Annotated in this window: 19 protein-coding genes and 2 other annotated features (1 of these 21 running past the window's edge); of the genes, 6 read left to right on the forward strand and 13 right to left on the reverse strand. The window is 30.1% G+C overall.

Annotated features, from left to right (window positions below; all coding sequences use genetic code 11):
• Positions 1 to 57, reverse strand: a binding site (T-box leader); it reaches 143 nt to the left of the window's first position.
• A 67-nt stretch (positions 58 to 124) separates the two neighbouring features.
• Positions 125 to 324: a binding site (T-box leader), on the reverse strand.
• A gap of 213 nt (positions 325 to 537) precedes the next feature.
• The 5 genes from ilvD to map form a co-directional block, all read right to left on the reverse strand.
• Positions 538 to 2,208: a dihydroxy-acid dehydratase gene (gene ilvD, locus CLHOM_RS00705; RefSeq protein WP_052219753.1), complete on the reverse strand. Its 1,671-nt coding sequence runs from the start codon at positions 2,206 to 2,208 to the stop codon at positions 538 to 540.
• Positions 2,209 to 2,298: 90 nt separating this feature from the next.
• Positions 2,299 to 2,985, reverse strand: coding sequence for a FadR/GntR family transcriptional regulator (locus tag CLHOM_RS00710; protein WP_052219754.1), 687 nt, complete (start codon positions 2,983 to 2,985; stop codon positions 2,299 to 2,301).
• Between the two features lie 129 nt (positions 2,986 to 3,114).
• Positions 3,115 to 4,434 (reverse strand): aspartate kinase, encoded by a 1,320-nt coding sequence (locus tag CLHOM_RS00715; RefSeq protein WP_052219755.1) that lies wholly within the window; start codon positions 4,432 to 4,434, stop codon positions 3,115 to 3,117.
• A 123-nt stretch (positions 4,435 to 4,557) separates the two neighbouring features.
• On the reverse strand, positions 4,558 to 5,310 hold the full coding sequence (locus CLHOM_RS00720; RefSeq protein ID WP_052219756.1) for a hypothetical protein: 753 nt from the start codon (positions 5,308 to 5,310) through the stop codon (positions 4,558 to 4,560).
• A 54-nt stretch (positions 5,311 to 5,364) separates the two neighbouring features.
• Entirely contained in the window at positions 5,365 to 6,231 is an 867-nt protein-coding gene (gene map / locus CLHOM_RS00725; RefSeq protein WP_052219757.1) for a type I methionyl aminopeptidase, read from the reverse strand.
• 489 nt (positions 6,232 to 6,720) lie between these two features.
• On the opposite strand from map, the gene CLHOM_RS00730 reads away from it, so the two are divergent.
• Complete coding sequence (locus tag CLHOM_RS00730) at positions 6,721 to 7,254, forward strand: hypothetical protein (RefSeq protein ID WP_052219758.1); 534 nt, start codon at positions 6,721 to 6,723, stop codon at positions 7,252 to 7,254.
• Positions 7,255 to 7,310: 56 nt separating this feature from the next.
• Here the strand turns inward: CLHOM_RS00730 and CLHOM_RS00735 are convergent, their stop codons facing one another.
• Entirely contained in the window at positions 7,311 to 7,928 is a 618-nt protein-coding gene (locus CLHOM_RS00735) for an acetate uptake transporter (protein ID WP_052219759.1), read from the reverse strand.
• 230 nt (positions 7,929 to 8,158) lie between these two features.
• Positions 8,159 to 9,076: an AEC family transporter gene (locus CLHOM_RS00740; RefSeq protein ID WP_052219760.1), complete on the reverse strand. Its 918-nt coding sequence runs from the start codon at positions 9,074 to 9,076 to the stop codon at positions 8,159 to 8,161.
• A 130-nt stretch (positions 9,077 to 9,206) separates the two neighbouring features.
• Here CLHOM_RS00740 and CLHOM_RS17760 point away from each other — a divergent pair, with 130 nt between their 5' ends.
• Entirely contained in the window at positions 9,207 to 9,383 is a 177-nt protein-coding gene (locus CLHOM_RS17760) for a YjfB family protein (RefSeq protein WP_074782801.1), read from the forward strand.
• A gap of 41 nt (positions 9,384 to 9,424) precedes the next feature.
• Here CLHOM_RS17760 and CLHOM_RS00745 read toward each other — a convergent pair whose 3' ends face one another.
• Entirely contained in the window at positions 9,425 to 9,787 is a 363-nt protein-coding gene (locus CLHOM_RS00745; protein ID WP_242846716.1) for a transcription factor, read from the reverse strand.
• A 150-nt stretch (positions 9,788 to 9,937) separates the two neighbouring features.
• Complete coding sequence (locus tag CLHOM_RS00750; RefSeq protein ID WP_052219761.1) at positions 9,938 to 10,441, reverse strand: flavin reductase family protein; 504 nt, start codon at positions 10,439 to 10,441, stop codon at positions 9,938 to 9,940.
• Positions 10,442 to 10,560: 119 nt separating this feature from the next.
• Here CLHOM_RS00750 and CLHOM_RS00755 point away from each other — a divergent pair, with 119 nt between their 5' ends.
• On the forward strand, positions 10,561 to 11,934 hold the full coding sequence (locus CLHOM_RS00755) for an MATE family efflux transporter (RefSeq protein WP_052219762.1): 1,374 nt from the start codon (positions 10,561 to 10,563) through the stop codon (positions 11,932 to 11,934).
• An 81-nt stretch (positions 11,935 to 12,015) separates the two neighbouring features.
• On the opposite strand, the gene CLHOM_RS00760 is transcribed toward CLHOM_RS00755, so the two are convergent.
• Positions 12,016 to 12,597 (reverse strand): hypothetical protein, encoded by a 582-nt coding sequence (locus CLHOM_RS00760; RefSeq protein ID WP_052219763.1) that lies wholly within the window; start codon positions 12,595 to 12,597, stop codon positions 12,016 to 12,018.
• 202 nt (positions 12,598 to 12,799) lie between these two features.
• On the opposite strand from CLHOM_RS00760, the gene CLHOM_RS00765 reads away from it, so the two are divergent.
• Positions 12,800 to 13,393 (forward strand): superoxide dismutase, encoded by a 594-nt coding sequence (locus CLHOM_RS00765; RefSeq protein WP_161803187.1) that lies wholly within the window; start codon positions 12,800 to 12,802, stop codon positions 13,391 to 13,393.
• A gap of 55 nt (positions 13,394 to 13,448) precedes the next feature.
• On the opposite strand, the gene CLHOM_RS00770 is transcribed toward CLHOM_RS00765, so the two are convergent.
• The gene (locus CLHOM_RS00770) at positions 13,449 to 15,056 is read right to left on the reverse strand and encodes a ClC family H(+)/Cl(-) exchange transporter (protein WP_052219765.1); all 1,608 of its coding nucleotides are present in this window, start codon (positions 15,054 to 15,056) and stop codon (positions 13,449 to 13,451) included.
• Between the two features lie 195 nt (positions 15,057 to 15,251).
• Here CLHOM_RS00770 and CLHOM_RS00775 point away from each other — a divergent pair, with 195 nt between their 5' ends.
• Complete coding sequence (locus CLHOM_RS00775) at positions 15,252 to 16,103, forward strand: DegV family protein (protein WP_052219766.1); 852 nt, start codon at positions 15,252 to 15,254, stop codon at positions 16,101 to 16,103.
• A 12-nt stretch (positions 16,104 to 16,115) separates the two neighbouring features.
• On the opposite strand, the gene CLHOM_RS00780 is transcribed toward CLHOM_RS00775, so the two are convergent.
• Both CLHOM_RS00780 and CLHOM_RS00785 read right to left on the reverse strand, forming a co-directional pair.
• Positions 16,116 to 17,021, reverse strand: a complete 906-nt coding sequence (locus tag CLHOM_RS00780) for a fumarylacetoacetate hydrolase family protein (protein WP_341375910.1) — start codon at positions 17,019 to 17,021, stop codon at positions 16,116 to 16,118.
• 94 nt (positions 17,022 to 17,115) lie between these two features.
• Entirely contained in the window at positions 17,116 to 18,237 is a 1,122-nt protein-coding gene (locus tag CLHOM_RS00785; RefSeq protein ID WP_052219767.1) for a bifunctional diguanylate cyclase/phosphohydrolase, read from the reverse strand.
• Positions 18,238 to 18,389: 152 nt separating this feature from the next.
• Between CLHOM_RS00785 and CLHOM_RS17765 the strand changes: the two genes are divergently transcribed.
• On the forward strand, positions 18,390 to 19,418 hold the full coding sequence (locus CLHOM_RS17765; RefSeq protein WP_074782799.1) for a DUF362 domain-containing protein: 1,029 nt from the start codon (positions 18,390 to 18,392) through the stop codon (positions 19,416 to 19,418).
• Positions 19,419 to 19,713: the final 295 nt, after the last annotated feature.

The following is a 19,713-nucleotide window of genomic DNA, read 5'->3' on the forward strand; positions in this document are numbered from 1 at the left end:
ATCCCCACTCTCTTCTAAGATTACTTTATATCTACTTGTCCCTATCATAGCTTTTAATATTACATTTTAAAATTAATATATTCTTTTTAAAGATTCACGTGAAAAATAAAAAAAGACTTTTCTTCCATGAGGCGAAAAGTCTTATACTCGCGGTACCACTCAATTTTTTACTCATACTTTTAACGACAATGCCGGCTCAGCTTACTTTGTTTCAGCTTGCAACTCCGGGGTGATATTCAATAAAACCTCGTCTATGGGCTTTCACCTATTCCCACTCTCTTCTAAGACTAATTTTTATATACTTTTCCCCTTCTCAGTTTTTACATATCAATGTTACTTTGAAGAAAAGTATACTATCATAAATTTTTCATGTCAAGAGGGAAGCTGAAAATTTTTATTATTTTTTACAATAGAAGAAAAATGCGACGCATTTTTCTTGAGTAACCAGTGACCAGTCGCCAGTAGGATTTATAAAACTGGTTACTGGGAATTGGTTACTGGTTACTCAAGAATTTTACCTCGTAAAATTCTCTTTTATTATAACTTAGGAACTTCTAAAATTGCCCCTTTATTTCCTGAAGTTACTAGTGCAGCATATCTTGCAAGATATCCAGTTGTAACCTTAGGTTGTCTTGGTTTCCAGTTAGCTCTTCTTCTTTCTAATTCTTCATCACTTACAAGGAAGTTAATTGTGTTTGCCATAATATCGATTTGGATTATATCCCCTTCTTCAACTAAAGCAATGTTTCCACCTACAGCTGCTTCTGGAGAAACGTGTCCAATAGATGCTCCTCTACTAGCTCCACTAAAACGTCCGTCAGTAATTAAAGCAACAGTACTTCCAAGACCTCTTCCCATAATAGCTGAGGTAGGATTAAGCATTTCTCTCATTCCTGGACCACCTTTAGGACCCTCATATCTTATAACTACAACATCACCATCAACAATTTTACCTGAGTTTATTGCTTCTAGTGCATCCTCTTCACAATCGAATACTCTTGCCGGACCCTCATGTTTTAACATTTCAGGTACAACAGCTGAACGTTTAACAACGCAAGTATCAGGTGCAAGATTTCCTTTTAAAACTGCTATTCCACCAGTTGAACTATAAGGATTTTCAACAGGTCTAATAACCTCAGGATTTTTGTTATAACATGCTTTAATATTTTCTGCAACAGTTTTACCTGTACATGTAATTAAATCAGTATTTAATAAACCTAGTTTATTAATTTCATTCATAACTGCATATATTCCGCCTGCTTCATTCAAATCCTCCATATAGGTATGTCCTGCTGGAGCAAGGTGACATAGGTTAGGCGTTTTATTACTTATTTCATTAGCAATATCAATATTTAACTCAACTCCTGCTTCATGAGCAATAGCCGGTAAATGGAGCATGCTGTTTGTACTGCAGCCAAGAGCCATGTCCATAGTTAATGCATTTTTAAAAGCATCCTCTGTCATAATATCTCTTGGTCTAATGTCTTTTTCAATTAACTCCATAATCTTCATTCCTGCATGTTTTGCAAGCTTAATTCTCTCAGAATAAACAGCTGGAATTGTACCATTTCCTTTAAGCCCCATTCCAAGAACTTCTGTTAAACAGTTCATGCTATTGGCTGTGTACATTCCAGAACAAGATCCACAAGTTGGACAAACTTTATTTTCAAATTCTTCTAGTTTCTCTTCAGTAATTTTTCCTGCATTATATGCTCCAACAGCCTCAAACATACTTGAAAGGCTTGTCTTACAACCATCAACTCTTCCTGCAAGCATAGGTCCACCACTTACAACAATTGTTGGAATATTAACTCTAGCAGCTGCCATCAAAAGTCCTGGTACATTTTTATCACAATTTGGCACCATAACAAGACCATCAAAGGCATGAGCCATTGCCATAGCTTCAGTTGAATCAGCTATTAAATCTCTTGTTACTAGTGAGTATTTCATTCCTAAATGTCCCATTGCTATACCATCACAAACTGCTATTGCTGGAAAAACAATTGGAGTACCCCCTGCCATTGCAACACCTATTTTAACTGCCTCTACAATTTTATCTAAATTCATATGTCCAGGTACAATATCATTCTGTGAGCTTACAATTCCTATAAGTGGTCTTTCCATTTCTTCTTTAGTAAAACCTAAAGCATTAAATAAAGAACGATGTGGTGCACTTTTTGTTCCCTTTGTTACAGCGTCACTTCTCATAATTTAACCCCCTACTTTATTTTTTAATTTCGACTTGTATGTTTTAATTATAAGTTGTATGATGTCTGTTGTCAACGTCACAAACCCACTTTATTCCTTTTTGATTCCTAAGTCTCCCATTGCGTGAATAATATGAAGTTTCATTGCAGTTTTTGCACCTTCCGCATCTCTTTTGGCTAAAAACTCCATAATCATTCTATGATCATTCAAGGTATCCTTTACAACTTTATCATTTTCATAGGACAAAATTACTCCTTTATCAATAGCTTTATGAATTATAGGCATTAATCTATTCATAAATTCGTTATGAGTCGCTTTGGCAATAGCTTTGTGGAATGCTTGTTCTACCTCAGTTCTGTCTTCTTTATTTAAAATTTTTTCTTCCTCAAGTTTTCCGTAATAAAGTATTCTTTCCAATTCCTTATCTGTTGCCCGTATAGCCGCATAATATGCAGTTTCTGGTTCAAAAATCAATCTCATTTCGTATAAGTCTTTTACATTAAGCTTAATGGTTGAAAATTCTTCCAATCCAAAGTTATCACCTATCTTTGATTGCTTAGTCACAAAGGTCCCTTTTCCCCTTTTGATTACAAGCACATTATGAGCAACTAAAATTCGAATAGCTTCTCTTAGAGTTGTTCTGCTTACTTTTAACTCAGCAGAAAGTTCATTTTCATTTGGAAGTTTTTCTCCAGAAGCAAACTTTTTATCTATAGTAATCATTGCATGGATTTCATCAGCGACGCTTTCAGCTAGGCTTTTTACTCTTCTTCTCATAAAACGGCCTCCTTTAAAGATATGTATATATAATATAATAAAAGATGTCATTTTTCAAGCAAGATGTCTGATGTCTGCTAATAAAAAAAAGCCAGGTACTTAATATAATTCTAAATACCTGACACTTTTTTACGAATTAAACACTTTATAAATTGAATTTATTGCCTTTTCAAAATCCTCTGTTTCAACTCCGATTATTATATTTATTTCACTGGATCCTTGGTCTATCATTCTGATATTTACGTTATTTTTTGCTAAAGCACTAAATACCTTTTCAGATACTCCAACTGTTTTTGCCATCTTTCTACCAACAGTAGCTATTAGTGCCATGTTAGGTATAACTTGTACTGAGTCTGGATTACATTGTCTCTTTATCTCATCAAGTATTTTGTCAAGCTTTTGTTCTAATTGAGCATCTTCAACTACAAGACATATAGTATCTATACCAGAAGGCATATGCTCAAAAGCAACTCCGTAAGTTTCTAAAATAGATAATAACTTTCTGCCAAATCCAATTTCAGCATTCATATAAGCCTTTTCAATAGATATTACTGTGAAGTTTTTCTTTCCTGCAATACCTGTGATAGTGCTATTTCCATCCTCAAAATCTACGTCATTTATGATTATAGTGCCTTTATCCTGAGGTGCATTTGTATTTTTAATATTTATAGGTATTCCACCTTCTCTTGCTGGGAAAACAGCTTCTTCATGAAGAACAGTAGCTCCCATATAAGCTAATTCTCTTAGCTCCTTATATGTGATTTTTTCTATAGGTTTTGGGTTTTCAACAATTCTTGGATCAGCCATTAAAAATCCAGATACATCTGTCCAATTTTCGTATAAATCAGCTTCTACATCTCTAGCAATTATAGATCCAGTGATATCTGAGCCACCTCTAGTAAAGGTCTTAATTCTTCCATCTTCCATTGCACCATAAAATCCTGGTATAACTGCTTTCTCTATTTTTGAAAGCTTGCTTTTTATAGCTTCCTTAGTCTTTTCAGAATCAAAACATCCAGATTTATCGAATTTAATTACATCAGCAGCATCGACAAATTCGTAGTTCAAGTAATCTGCTAAGATTAAACCATTTAGATACTCTCCTCTACTTGCTGCATAATCAGCTGTTGTACCTTCAGCAATTTTTTTCTTAACCTCTTTTAAATGAGAGTCTATATCCATGCTAACTCCAATTTCCTTCACTATTTCCTTATACCTTTGCTCAATAATACTAAAAACATCATCAAAAGCTATACCGTGATCTACGTGAGTATGGCATAAATAAAATAAATCAGTGATTTTATAATCCTTGCTATTTCTTTTTCCAGGAGCTGAAGGAACTATATATCTTCTTCTAGCATCCTCAAGAACTATATTCTTAACCTTTTTAAACTGCTCTGCACTAGCTAATGAACTGCCCCCAAATTTAGCTACTACAATACTATCCATCTTTAAACACCCCATTTAATATATTTAGTTTTAATTCAAAAGAATCCTTGAAAATCTCATAAACTATGTATAATCATAAATGTTATCACATTCAGAAAATTTTTCAACATATTTTTGCAAATTTTATTCTTTTTTTAGCAATTCTAAAGAAATATATGCTTTTAAATATCTATTTCCTTTAGAATCGATATAAATACCTTTTCTATCTAAGAAGTAGATTGTTGCTCTCTTATTAATTCTGTATATATATCCATACTTTATTTTATTTTTATGCACAAAACTGACCTTATCACCTATTTTTAAACCATAGTTGCTACTAAGAATTTCACTTTTAGTTATTAAAGAATGATATACTCCTTTATGTCCAAAAAAGTTTTCTGCCATTGTTTTAAATCTTCTTTTCTTACAACTAGAGTTTCCAAATAAATAGAATTCTATTAAATGAATTAATTCATGCTCAAAAGTAATCAATAAAGCATGAAGTGAATCTTCAGTCTTAATTCCTGCAACAGTTTTTTCTCTACTTAATTCATAATATTGAAATAAAAAATTCACGCCAATTTTTATTTCGTATTTTTCCTTCTCTTCTGGCATAGCCCAATTACTTTTTAATGCAGTTGTACTTCCAGCGCTTTTGCTCATTCTTCTAGAAAGAGCAAAATTAATTGTTCCCTTAAAATTATTTATAAAATAATTTTCAAAGAAATATTTGTCATATAAATAAAATAGTATTTTTAAATCTTCATCAGAAATTGTATCTATTACTCCACTATCAATATTTTTAGATGTCTTAATTAATTCTTTTCTGATAGCATTTCTTCTTGTGTTAATATATTGTTCTCCATAGGAAATGTTACCTAGTTTTGCTTTCTCCATTTTTTCCCCTTTTTTTCATCTAAAATCATTGAATAAGCCTAGAAGAAAAGTCTTCTAGGCTGTTAATATCTCAACACCTTCTTCTGTAACTAGAACAGTATGCTCCCATTGAGCAGTAAGCTTTCCATCTGCTGTTACAGCTGTCCAACCATCTCTTAAAACCTTGCACCTGTATGTTCCTTCATTTATCATAGGTTCAATAGTAAAGGTCATTCCTGGGATCATTATCATTCCAGTATGTGGCTCAGCACAGTGATCTACAAAGGGTTCCTCATGAAATTGGATGCCTATACCGTGTCCACCATATTCTCTTACTACAGAATATCCTTTTTCCTCTGCATGGGTTTGAATTGCATGACCTATATCTCCAAAGGTAGCAAAAGGCTTAACCACATTGATTCCAGCATAAAGGCATTCTTTAGCCGTTTCTACTAATCTTATTGCTTTTTCTGAGGCCTTTCCAATAATGAACATTCTACTAGAATCTCCATAGTATCCTTTATATATAGTTGTTACATCAACATTAACTATATCCCCTTCTTTTAAAACCCTCTCATCTGGTATACCATGGCATACAACTTCATTTATTGAAACGCATACACTCTTAGGATATCCTCTATAATTTAAAGTAGCTGGTATTCCACCTAATTCTAATGTGTACTCATGAACCAATGTATTTATTTCATCAGTAGTTATTCCAGCCCTAATCCTTTCAGCTACCATATCTAATACTTTTTTCGTTACTTGACTGCTTTTTCGTATGCCTTCTATTTGCTCAGAAGTTTTTATTATTTCTCTTGGAGGTGCTATTAAACCCTCCCCTTCCATTTTGCTCAATTTCTCATCTATAGTAAAATGACATTCCTTATATTTCTTTCCACTGCCACACCAGCATTCATCCTTGTTAATTAACTCCCTCATGATTTCACCTTCTTTATAAAATTATTTAGTAATATCTCCTTTCTTTATCTTATCATATTTCATCATAATTTATAAAGTTCTTTAAAAATAGAATTGTTTTCGAAATTATACAAAATAATAACCCTATATTAGTTTATTTTTATTTATGTTTATAATGAATGTTGGTTTTTACATTCATTATAAACTTTCCTTTAATGTCCAAAAACTATTTTTAAGATTGTTGAGTTCATTATAATGAGAAATTACAATTCTTGATTAGAATAACTATTGCAGCGTTAAAAACTTTCATTTGTCTGAGCTGTGCGAGTTAATGAAAGTTTAGCTGTGATAGTTATTCTAATCTTAGAATTGTTTTTGAAATTATACGAAGTCAACAACTTAAAAATAGTTTTATTTTCACAAATCCATCACATTTATAACATATTTTCTACATAATTGGTATTTATAATGAAATCATAGAAAATAAAAATTTTGTTAGGAGGAACAAATATGAAAAAAAGAAATATTGCCACAACATTAATTCTTGCTTTAACCCTTGGGATAGGTGCTACTGCTTATGCAGCAACTGAAAATGCAAATACTTCAAACACTACCACTGCAACAAATACACGCCAGCCAGTAGGATTAAATCGTGCTATAGGTGTTAGAGGATATGAATTCATGGAATCAGTACTTAAAGACCTAGGCAAATTGACTGATGAAGAAATATCAAAAGCAAGACTAGAAGGTAAGACTTTATATGATATAGCAACTGAGAAGGGATTATCTTATGATGATTTAAAAAATGCAATGCTAAACTCTAAATACAAAGCTATTGATGATGCTGTAACAAAGGGTACAATTACTAGTGAACAAGCAGCTACCTATAAAAACGCTATTAAAAGTAATTCTGAAAATGCTGTTCCTGGTCAAGGAAGAATAAATGGAAGAAGAGGTACTTCTGCTGGTCAAGGATCTCAAGGCACTGGAGCAGGAAGAGGCTATGGAAGAATGAATAGCTCAAATTGCTTATATGTAAAATAAATAAGTAACGGGGTCAGACCCCTGGGAAATCTATCCAAGGGTCTGACCCCATTTTTTTATTTTTTAAATATTCCTAATGGTTTACCAACTGGTAAAAATACTCTTCCAAAGTGAGGATTTAATACTGCAGCAGCAGATCCATAGAATGAAACCATTGATATAAGGAATTCTGCATATGCTGCCATTTCATGTGTAAGATGCGGCTCTATATTAAAAGAAGATAATGTTAATCCTAAGAATAGAAAATCAATAAGTACAAATATAATGAATAACACTTTATGTGTTTCAGCTGCTCCAATAGTCATAAAAATAGTGAATATTAGATATCCTAAAAATGCAAATCCTAATTGTTTTGGATCTATTGCTTTAGCCATAGCTTGTCCAAAAACACCAAATTTAATCATCCAGCTAGTAGCTACTGCAAGCCAAAAAAGTCCATATCCAGCAAAAGCTGTAGTCCCAAATACATTATTTCTTTTAGAATCGTTAATAGCAGCAAATATCTGAGCTAATCCACCTAAGAATATTGCCCAAGGTAAAATAAAAGATTCACCTGTAGTAATGCCTAATTTTTGACTTGATGCAACTAATGTAACCATAGCTAGTCCAAATAGACCTACTGCCGATGGATCACAATTGACAATTTTCACACTTTGTTCTTGATTAGTACTCATAATGCCCTCCAATTAATATAATTTTATAATATCATTAATATTTTATCTTTAAATAAAATATCAAAAAATTTGAAATTTGTCAAACAGTTTAGAAAATTGTTTAATCTTAAATCTATTTATTCAATTTTTTTCATTCATATAATTATATTTAAAAAAATGAGAGTTTTTTGCTATTCACCGCAATAAACTCTCATTATTATAAAACTCAAAAACCTTTTTTAAATTAGGCATCATGATATATTCAATATTTTAAATATTACAGGTATTGATACTACAGAAAGAAATGTTGTAAAAAAAACAATTTCAGAGGCTAGTTCAGGCTCTTTACTGTAAGCTTCCGCAAAAATTGCTGTTACTGCAGCTGCAGGCATTGCCTCAATTACTATTGCAACATCTATAAGTAATTCTTCAACTCTAATTATTTTAAGAATTGCAAAGGTCAATATTGGTACTAAAATCAATCTAACAAAAGCAATATAATAAAGTGAACTTTTCTTAAATATCTTTTTAAAATCCACTTCAGCAATCATTACTCCTACTATTATCATAGAGAGAGGAGTTGTAATATCTCCTACCAGCTTAATCGTACTATAAATGGTTTGTGGAATTTTTATAGAAAATATAAATAAAATTATCCCTATAATAACTGCTATAATTCCTGGATTTAATAATACTTTCTTTAAATTTTTAGAATCCTTATTTTCAGTATACAGCATAATTCCAAAGGTCCAGCTTAAAATATTATATGGAATATTAAAAATAGACGCATATAATATACCTATTTTCCCAAAAATACTGCCAACTACCGGGAACCCCATAAATCCGCAATTTGAAAAAACAGTAGCAAATCTTAATATATCCTTCTTTTCTTTTGAATATTTATTGTATAAAATCCTACTAATTAATATTAAAGCCCCATGAATTAACGAAGAATAAAGAAGCATATAAATTATATTTTTCATTAATTCCTTTGAAAAGCTATAATCAAATGAGGCAACTATCATTAAAGGCATAGTAACCTCTAGTAGCAGTTTAGTTAATCCTTTATTTATCTCATCATTTATAATATTCCTCTTTCTTGAATAATATCCAACTCCCACTATTAAGAAAAGAATAATAACCTGATTCATTATACTGCTCTTCTCCATTGTAATCCCCCCCTCTAACACTATATTATATAATACCAGTTGACAACTACTTTATCTATAATATTTTCTCAATTTTTTTCTTTACTAAACGATAATGAAAATAAGGCTTAACATAAAGGAGGTTATTAAAATGGATATTTCTTTACTTTCTATTGTTAATAATCACAATAAAATCAATGATGGTGCAAGTCTTCTAGTATTAAAGAAAGCAATGGATGTTTCAAAAGATAATGCTGCTGGAATGACTGATCTACTTAAACAGTCTGTAAATCCAAACCTTGGTAATATTCTTGATAGAACTGTTTAAAATTTAAGGTGCAGTATAATACTCATACTGCACCTTAAATTCTAATATAAGAAACTAACTCCCTTACACTCTAGGACAAATCTTAAATCTCCTTTTATTCTATCATCTATTTCCTTGGAGTCTTTAATCATTTTAAATCCTTCAATTATTATATTTTTACAAAGAGTCTTATCAGGTATTTCTACAGATTGAATAAATTGTAAATACTGTATTGCTTTTAGGTTACATAAATTATTGTCTAATTCCATTGTGTTTTTTATAATTTTTTCTAAAGTTCTTCTTTGTAATTCTTCATGGCGAATATTTTTAATTTTATCCTTAATCATCAAAGTTGGTATAGATAATAATCCCGCAATTGTCAATATACTTTTTAAGATTTCTTTTTTATTATATTTTGTATTCATCTAGTTCCCCCCTTTTTGTAAATCATTTTTAAAATATGTAATCTTCACTTGAATTATATGTATATAATCTAATTAATTATTACTAAGCCATAAATAGAAAATACCTTAAAGAAAAAATCTTTAAGGCATCCTAAATTAAATTATTATATTTTATTTATTTTTGTAACAAGCAACGATTTCTCCGAAATACATTGTATGAATATCCTCATCTGGATAACTTGATTTTTTAATGCTTTCATCCATTAAACTTAAATCTAAATCTTGTTTATAAAGTCCCTTACATTCATAAACAAATCCACAATTACCTATTACAGGAACATCAATACTTTTACCTGGTTCTAAATTCAATTGGCATTTTTCAATTTTATCAACATCTTTGCCAGACTTTGTTCCACAGAAAACCAATGCTTTTTCAAACTCAGAATCTATCGGTACACTTACTGTGAAGTTTCTATTCTTTTCTAAAAACTCATGTGTATATCTTGATTTCCTTACTAAGACAGTAAATATAGGCTTATTCCATTGATATCCAATATCTCCCCAGCTAATAGTCATAGTATTTACTTTCTCTCCATGTTTAACAGTTAAGAAAGCACCTTTCTTATGTAATTGTTGCATCATTGCATCCAAATTTTCAGTAAAATTAATAGCCAATTTAACTCCTCCTTTTTTAAAATTGAATGTATCATATCCTAAAATATATACACATTGTATCATACATGCTAAAATAACAACAATGGAAATATATAATTTTACATTTTAGGAGAACAATAATGAATCATCTAGGGAAAACAGAATTTATTTTAAATGGAGATATGAAAAAAGTTATTATAGTTTTATCCGTACCAATCATGTTTAATAATCTCATTCAAACCTTATATAGTTTGGCTGATATGTATTGGGTAAGCAAACTCGGTTCTATAGAAGTTGCTTCTACAGGCTTTGTATGGCCAGTACTCTTTCTTATATTGTCTATTGGAATGGGCTTAACTATTGCCGGTACTTCACTAATATCTCAATATTTAGGTTCTAAAGAAAAAAATCAGGCAAATAAAATTGCTTCTCAGATTTTTTTAGTAGCCATAATATTGGGTCTTATTCTTTCAATTATAGGTTACATTTCTACTCCATATGTTATTAAGTTAATGGGTGCTAACTCTCAACTATATAGTTATAGCTGTAAATATTTAAGCATAATGTTTTTAGATATTCCCTGCTATTTTATCTTTTTAGTTTTTGGAGCAATTAGGCAAGCTGAAGGAGATACATTTTCACCAATGCTTTTAAATATTATAGGCGCTATAACTAACGTAATTTTAGATCCTATATTAATTTTTAAGTTTCATATGGGGATTGGCGGAGCAGCAATTGCTACTATAATTTCTAAAGTAATCTATATGCCATATGTTATTTTCCTATTGTTTATGTCGCTGGAAAGAGTTCATATTCCTATAAAGTTTTTGAGATTAAAAAGAAATTTAATATTAACTATACTTAAAGTTGCGGTTCCTACTTGTATTGGGCAATCCTTCTCTTCATTAGGTTTTATATTCTTAAATTCATTTATAGTATCTTATGGTAACGATACAATGGCTGCTTTTAATATTGGTAATAATATTAATTCTATAGTAATGATGCCAGCTTTAGGCATAGGTACAGCTTTAGCCTCAGTTGTTGGTCAAAATTTAGGTGGAAATAGAATAGACAGAGCAAAATTAGCTTTTAAAACCGCTCTTTGCTTATCTACAATAATTTTAGTCATTGGCGGCTCTTTTCTATTTCTATTCGCAGGAAATGTGATAAAAATATTTGTACCTGAAGCAAAAGATATGGAAGTAATTATACAAGGAAAATACTATTTAAAGATAATTTCCGCGGGGCTACCTTTAATGGGCATTTTTCAAGTATTAATTGGAATATTCCAAGGATCTGGTCACACTATTTATTCCATGATAATGGAGATGGGAAGGCTTTGGTTCATAAGACTTCCTTTAATATTATTCTTTAAAAATTATACAAATTGGGGTTCTCCTTCAGTCTGGTATTCAATGATGATAAGTAATGGAATAATTTGCTTAATAGGTATTATTATTTATTATAAGGGAGCTTGGCAGAAAAAAATCATAAAAATGACCAATACTTGTTAAAGCTATAACTTCATAGATTGCTTATAAACTAAAAAACAAATAGATATATAATCGTACTTATATCTATCTGTTCTTTACTTTTTATTGAGACTTAAGCTCCTTAATCTTCTTTTTCAAAAGCTCATTAAGACTTTTACTATTTTCTTCAAAAATATTATAAGTTTTATTTATAGATTCTTTATCCCCACTATCAACTGCTTTAACAAAATCTCTATATGCTTTTCTTGTTTTTTCATTTTGAATCTTTATTTCTTCATCTTTAAATCTGTGTTTGTCTTTTAAGTTTAAATCTTCTTTCTCTATTTTTTCTTTCTCTACTTTTTCTTTATCTATTCCTTCTCTAGGCTTATCTTGATTTTCCTCTAAATGATGACTCTGTTTCTCTCTTATTGCTTCCCTTAGTTCTTTCTTAAGTTCATGTCTTATATTATAAAGTTCTTCTCCTTTTATTTTTATTCCTGGAACATATTTATCTGCCTTTTCAAATGTCTTGAAATAATCTTCTTTTATCTTCTCTCTATCCTCTAATGGCTTGTGAATAACACTCTTAGTATTTACTATATTAGATTCACTATTAGTAACTACATTGGCATTTGCTGCAACTGGCATGGATATAATTCCAGTAAAAATAAGTATAATAATATGCTTTTTTAATTTAATCATTTTATCCTCCTATAATTAAAAGTAAATTTCACTCCTAAGATATTTTTCTATATTCATATAAGAATTATTCATGAAGAAAATCCTTTTTTAAATATATATATAATGTTACAGAATGTTAGAATAATACAAAAGGATATATGCATAAACTTATTACTTATGGTAAAATATACTTGTAGATAAAATAATTTGTATGAGGTGATTAATTATGTTTACTTTACCACAACTTCCTTATTCATATAATGCTTTAGAGCCATATTATGATGAAGAAACAGTTAAGATTCACCATGATAAGCATCATCAAGCCTATGTAGATGGATTAAACAAAGCAGAAACAAAGCTTAAAGAAGCAAGAGAATCTGGAGATTTTGCGTTAATCAAGCATTGGGAAAGAGAACTTGCATTTAATGGTGCTGGTCACATACTTCATACTCTTTTCTGGGAAAACATGATTGGTAATGGTTCTCAACCTTCAGGAAAGATTTTAGAAAAGATTACCGAAAACTTTGGAGATATAGAAACTTTTAAAAAGCAATTTTCTGCCGCTGCTGCTGCAGTAGAAGGATCTGGATGGTGTGTTCTTGTTTGGATTCCTAAATTTGAAAAACTAGAAATTCTTCAAGTTGAAAAGCATCAGGATTTAACTATATGGGGAAGTGTTCCTTTACTAATCCTTGACGTTTGGGAACATGCTTATTACTTAAAATATCAAAATAGAAGAGCAGATTTCATATCAGCTTGGTGGAACATAGTAAATTGGGATGTTGTTAATGAAAGATATTTGGTAGCAATCAAATAAAATCAAAATAGCAGGGAACTATAGTTTTTCTATAAATCCCTGCTGTTCTTATTTTTTAGTTACTTAAAAATTGATCATTTAAAGAGCATGCTCCAGCAATTTCAATTAATTGATCAGAAACTATTGAAGCCTTTTCTTCATTAGTAAGAACTACTAAGTAATCAGATGTATACATTACAGTGTTTCCATTAGGAATTATTTCTTTTTGCCCTCTTTTAATAGCTACTAGCAAACAATCCTTTGGCCAACTTATCTGTTTAATTTTTTTATTTTCTAAAGTCGATCCTAAACAAACAGCTACTTCAATAATAGTTTTCTTATGACTTTTATTAGGAGTATTTATTAATATATTTTTACTTCTATTTAATAATCTATTTAGCAGTGTTTCATAAATAGGTTCTGACCGTAATGAATCAGCTATTATATATGAACTTATTGATACAATAATTAAAGGAAGCAAATGGCTAAATGATCCTGTCATCTCAGTTATCAATATTATTCCCGTAATTGGTGCCCTTACAATAGATGTAAAATACCCTGACATTGCTAATACAGTAAAAGTCAAAATATATTGAGAATTTAAATTTAATAATATTACAAGCAAATTTCCGTAAATATTTCCGATGATTGCTCCAATCACTAGTAACGGCAGAAATATGCCCCCTGGAACTCCTGAACCAAAGCATATCATTGTAAAAGTAAATTTGATTACTAACAGAAGTAATAATGCTTTTAGTCCGAAATTTATTTTACTAAACTGAAGTATTAAATCATGACCAGATCCTAATGCTATTGGATATATAATAGCTAATAAAAATGCTACGCTAAATGGAATTATTGGTTTATATTCTGTTTTTAATTTCTTCATAGATGCATATAAATCTTGAAACATGATAATTGATTTATTGAAAACTACTCCTAATACTCCCGTTATAATCCCTAATATTATAAGAAAAAAGTAGTATTTCAAAGGTAATACTTTTATTAAATGTAAGTCAAATACAGGATTCAAGCCTAGAAACTGTTTTGTAATAAAGTCTGCTGTTAAAGAAGAAGCCATTGCAGATATAATTACTAACGATGAAAAATTCTTATGAACCTCCTCTAGTGCAAAAACAATTCCTGCTAAAGGTGCATTAAAGGCAGCGGCTATCCCTGCACTAGCTCCACTTGTAATAAGATATCTTTCCTCCACCTTGACTCTTTTAAAAATCCTACTAACCCCTTGTCCTATAGCACCTCCCATTTGTATAGAAGGGCCTTCTCTCCCAAGAGATAATCCTGTTCCTAAACAAATAGCTCCTCCAAAAAATTTTCCTACTAGTACCTTTATCCAATTCATTTCAAGTTTTCTTGTTAAAACACCTTCTGTTTGTGGAATACCACTTCCTGAAATCATTGGCTCTTTTTTTACAGTAAACCCTACAATTAAACTAGCTAAAATATATATTAATAATATAAAAAAAATCAATCCTACGCTATGAGTTTTATTCATAAAAACATTTTGCGTAAATGTCCAAATTTTCTCCGCAACAAGCCTATAAGCCACAATTACTAAACTTGATAACATTCCTACTACTATACCTTCAAAAATTAGCCTAAGCTGAAAATTTTCAAAGTGGAATAAAGTATTATATGTATTGTGTATATTTTGTTTTTCCACTTTTTCGCCCCCATTTATAAGTTATAAGTTTATTATAAACATATAAAAAGATTACTTCAACTATAATACTCTATTAATAGTAATATAACAAAAAAACTCCTAATTGATATTTTTATTACCGCATGATACTATATTAGTATTACAAAACAAAGTTTTTAAAACTACATATACAATTGTTTATAAGGTGGGATAATTTTGGAAAAAATAGCTCTTATTACCGACAGTACTTCAGATTTAAGCAGCGAAATCATTAATAAGTATGATGTAAAAATGCTCAATCTAAAAATAATATATAAGGATAGAGAATACATAGATAAAGTAAATATTACTCCTCAAGAGGTTTATGATAATCTTAGTGTAGAAGTTCCTCACACTTCTTTGCCTTCAATTGAAGATATGCATAATCTTTTCTCTAAGTTAGAATCTGAAGGTTATACTCATGCAATAGTTACTGGAATAGGTTCTGCTTTATCAGGTACATTCAGTGCATTAAAACTTGTAGCAAGTGAACATGAGAATATAACTACTACAGTTTTTGACTCAAAATCTTTAACTTTAGGAGCAGGTGCTATAATCATAGGTTGTGGTGAAATGTTAAAGCAAGGGAAAAAATATGATGAAATAGTAGCTGAATTGCCAGCCATGAGGGAAAAGATAAGTGTATTCTATATAGTAGATACATTAGAATACTTGATAAAAGGTGGAAGAATTGGAAAAGTTGCCGGAACAATAGGTCAGTTATTAAATATTAAACCTATAATTTCTATTAATGATGATGGTGTTTATTACACCCATTCTAAAGCTAGAGGAAAGAATCAAGCTAATTCAAAACTTATTGAAATAATCAATGATAAATTAAAAGAATCTAAAGCCAGAATTTGGGTTATGCATGGCGGAGCCATGGAAGAAGGTAAGAAATTGTACGATTATTTATCAACTAATCCAAATATTACTTCCTTAAATTTAGGAGATATTAGTCCAGTAGCAGGAGTACATACAGGTCCTGGTCTAGTTGGAGTAGTAATTGTAAAAGAGCCCTTTGTGTAAAAGGCTCTTTCCTTATTTATCTTCGACTATATTAGTAAGAGTTCCTATTTTCTCTATGTAACACATAATTTCATCCCCAACCTTCAAAAGTTTTGGAGGTTTAAATCCCATTCCAACCCCTGAAGGAGTCCCAGTGGAGATAATATCTCCTGGTTTTAGCGTAGTTCCCTTTGAGAACTCACTTATTATATACGGTATATCAAATATCATTTTACTTGTATTAGAATTTTGTCTTAGTTCTCCATTAACATAGCATTTAATATCTAATTTCACTGGAAGTTTTATTTCACTTTTGTGTACTATACATGGACCCATAGGGCATGTTCCATCAAAGCTCTTCCCCTTAAACCATTGAATATGCTTAGCTTGAATATCCCTTAAAGAAATATCGTTTAAAATAGTATATCCAAATACGTATTCTTCAACCTTATCTTTAGGTATATCTCGCCCTTTTTTGCCTATTATTACAGCTAGCTCTACTTCATAATCTACCTGCTTTGACACATCCTTGTGTATTGAAATAGATCCTTTATCTTCAATTGCTCTATCAACTAATTTACAAAAATAAATTGGATTTTCTGGCAAGCCTTTTCTAAAATCTATTGCACTTGGAACCTCATTAACATGTTCTGCGTAGTTTTTCCCAAGGCAGATTACACCTCTTCTTGGTTCAGGAATAGGTGCTAAGAGTTTCACTTTACTAATATCAATTCCTTCTAAATTATTAGAGTTTTCATATATATACTTTAATTTTTTTTCAACACATTCATTAAAGTCTTCAATAAAGTCTATCATAGAATTTGGTCTGTCAGATTCTAATAGTTCTTTTATAGTATATACCCTATCATTTTTCTTTGAAAGTAACCCAACTTGTTCTATTCCCTTATAATAAAAAGTTACAAATTTCAATTTTTTCATCTCCTTTCCCTCTTAAATTATATCAAAAAAATAAAAAAATAATATATTTAAATATAACGAAAATCTAGAGTAATAAATTCTCTAGATTTTACTATTATTCAGTAGTTTGAAAAATTGTAGTAAAACGATTAACTAAATCTTTACTAAATTTTATATCTGCTTGTGATCTTACCGCCTCAAGAGCATCTATTTTGTTTAATCCGTTATAATACCTCATTCTGTCATAATAGTCTGATACTCCTATTATCTGTGCTTCAAGTATTATATTATCACCTTCTAAACTTAGAGGGCAGCCAGTGCCATCCCAATTTTCATGATGTTGAAGTATCCATTCAGCACAAAAGTTTAATAAATCAGAAATCTTAGCTATCCTATATCCGACCTCACTGTGGTTCTTACCATTACATAAGTTATTGTTAAAATTTATTTTACCTATATCATGATAAATGCATGCTATTTTTAACCTTTCAATGGAACTTCTACTAAAGCCAAATAATTCACCCAACTTTAAAGCATAACTAGCTACACGCTTGCCGTGTTCATATAGTTCATTTTCATAAATTTTATAGTAATTTATAATGTTTTCTGTAATCTTTTTTTTAACTAATTTTCTTTTACTAAGCTTGAACTTATACATATTATCATCTGCTTTTCTTAAAATTTCCTCTAAGCAAAAATCTTCTCCTTCTCCATATGAAAAACCTAAAGACGTAAATATTGGTAGATTATTATTTTCTACTGAATATGCTTCTACCTTTTTTAAAATAAAATCACACATTTCTTTAGTTTCTTCTTCAGAAATATCGAATGAAACAATTACAAATTCATCTCCGCCCATTCTAACAATTATGTCTTTATCTCTAATTGAGTTTTTTAAAATTTGTGATGTTAAAAAAATAAGGTTATCACCTATTAAATGCCCAAAAGTATCATTTATAAGTTTCAATAAGTCAATGTCGCAGAATATAATTCCGAGACTTTTAGCCTTTTTAACCTTTTCTTTAAATTCAAAATTATCTAAATAGCTCCTATTATATACACCTGTTAATGCATCATGATATACCATGTGTTGAAGTCTTTCTTGTATATTTTTACTATCTTCTATCTTTTTTATCAGTTCTTTATTAAGATTTTCTAATTGTGCTAGCTTTATAAGTAGTTCCTTATATTTTTTCTTATATATCAAGTATTTTTTAACCTTGTAAAAATTGTTCATTTCAAGCACCTCTTCAATACTTATGATATATTTTATTCAATATGCTGTTATATTGATTACCCATTGGATAATTTTTATTATTTTGCATTGATACGGTAAAAAGTAAAGTATATAATTTTATAAAACAGTATATATTTTAGGAGAAAATAAATATGGGAAAAGTATTTTTTAAAAAAATAGATTCTTATAACGATACAACTATCATAAGTATGAGTGCTAAAGAACTTTTAATCAAACTTGTTACTGAAGAAAAATTAGAATTACAAAAATATATTCCCTTAAAGGTTCATTTTGGGGAAAAAGGTAACAATACCTTCATTGAATCTAAAAATTATGAAGGTATAATAAATTATTTAAAAGAAAAAGAGATTGAAAGTGCTTTTATAGAAACTAATGTACTTTATAGAGGTGAAAGAACCACTAAAACAAATCATATTAAACTTGCAAAAGAACATGGTTTTAATCAACTTCCAATAGTTATAGCTGATGGTGAGTATGGTGAAGAATATGAACTTGTAGAAATAAATAAAAAAAATTTTAAGCAGTGCAAAATCGGAAGAGAAATTGCCAAACTTGACCAAATGATTATTTTAAGTCACTTTAAAGGACATGGGTTGGCTGGTTTCGGTGGTGCAATAAAGCAACTAGCCATGGGCTGTGCCGCTAGGGGGGGGAAGCTTGCCCAACACTCAAACTCTTTTCCAATAATTATTCCATTTAAATGTAAGTCCTGCAATGCCTGTGTAAAAACCTGCCCTGTAAATGCACTTACATTAAATCCAAAAGCTAAAATCTTAAAAGAAAAATGCATTGGTTGTGCATCCTGCATTGCAATTTGTCCACACAAAGCTATAAGTACTAACTGGTTAGGATCCATTTCAAAATCTTTTTATGAAAGACTTGCAGAGTATGCATTTGCTGCACATAAAAAGAATAATATTTATATTACTTTTGCTTTTAATATTACAAAGGGTTGTGATTGTGAGGGTCATAAAATGAAACCTGTTGTAAATGACTTAGGAATTTTTGCTTCAAAGGACCCGGTTGCGATTGATAAAGCTTGTTTAGATATGTTAGATAAGGAAAAGGGCAGTAGGGTTTTTTCAAGAGGAAGATATACTCTAAAGTATGCTGAAGAAATTGGTCTTGGTAGCCAAGACTATGATTTAATTTACTTGTAGTAAACGCCCTTATTTTTTTCTAAAAAAATTATAATTCATTTAAAATTATTCTTGAAAATATTTTTGTAAAATGTTATAATGTAAACGTAATCAAACCACACTACATGTTTAATAATATACCCACATTATTTAGCAAAACCTATAGTCTAAGTTTTGCTATGAATGAGCATCAATATTTTATATATTAAATTTCTGAAATGGTTATAATCATTTTCGACATTTTTCGTCTAAAATATTTTTATGCTCATTCATTTTTTTGTTATTATTTAAAAAGGCTATGTTTTAAGAAATTAGA

Source organism: Clostridium homopropionicum DSM 5847 (assembly GCF_001263795.1).
Taxonomy (GTDB): Bacteria; Bacillota; Clostridia; order Clostridiales; family Clostridiaceae; genus Clostridium_H; species Clostridium_H homopropionicum.

Bases quoted from the DNA above. Each gene is read 5' to 3' on its own strand.
- ilvD (WP_052219753.1), bottom strand. From the start codon at position 2,208: ATGAGAAGTGACGCTGTAACAAAGGGAACAAAAAGTGCACCACATCGT.
- CLHOM_RS00710 (WP_052219754.1), bottom strand. From the start codon at position 2,985: ATGAGAAGAAGAGTAAAAAGCCTAGCTGAAAGCGTCGCTGATGAAATC.
- CLHOM_RS00715 (WP_052219755.1), bottom strand. From the start codon at position 4,434: ATGGATAGTATTGTAGTAGCTAAATTTGGGGGCAGTTCATTAGCTAGT.
- CLHOM_RS00720 (WP_052219756.1), bottom strand. From the start codon at position 5,310: ATGGAGAAAGCAAAACTAGGTAACATTTCCTATGGAGAACAATATATT.
- map (WP_052219757.1), bottom strand. From the start codon at position 6,231: ATGAGGGAGTTAATTAACAAGGATGAATGCTGGTGTGGCAGTGGAAAG.
- CLHOM_RS00730 (WP_052219758.1), top strand. From the start codon at position 6,721: ATGAAAAAAAGAAATATTGCCACAACATTAATTCTTGCTTTAACCCTT.
- CLHOM_RS00735 (WP_052219759.1), bottom strand. From the start codon at position 7,928: ATGAGTACTAATCAAGAACAAAGTGTGAAAATTGTCAATTGTGATCCA.
- CLHOM_RS00740 (WP_052219760.1), bottom strand. From the start codon at position 9,076: ATGGAGAAGAGCAGTATAATGAATCAGGTTATTATTCTTTTCTTAATA.
- CLHOM_RS17760 (WP_074782801.1), top strand. From the start codon at position 9,207: ATGGATATTTCTTTACTTTCTATTGTTAATAATCACAATAAAATCAAT.
- CLHOM_RS00745 (WP_242846716.1), bottom strand. From the start codon at position 9,787: ATGAATACAAAATATAATAAAAAAGAAATCTTAAAAAGTATATTGACA.
- CLHOM_RS00755 (WP_052219762.1), top strand. From the start codon at position 10,561: ATGAATCATCTAGGGAAAACAGAATTTATTTTAAATGGAGATATGAAA.
- CLHOM_RS00760 (WP_052219763.1), bottom strand. From the start codon at position 12,597: ATGATTAAATTAAAAAAGCATATTATTATACTTATTTTTACTGGAATT.
- CLHOM_RS00780 (WP_341375910.1), bottom strand. From the start codon at position 17,021: ATGAAAAAATTGAAATTTGTAACTTTTTATTATAAGGGAATAGAACAA.
- CLHOM_RS00785 (WP_052219767.1), bottom strand. From the start codon at position 18,237: ATGAACAATTTTTACAAGGTTAAAAAATACTTGATATATAAGAAAAAA.
- CLHOM_RS17765 (WP_074782799.1), top strand. From the start codon at position 18,390: ATGGGAAAAGTATTTTTTAAAAAAATAGATTCTTATAACGATACAACT.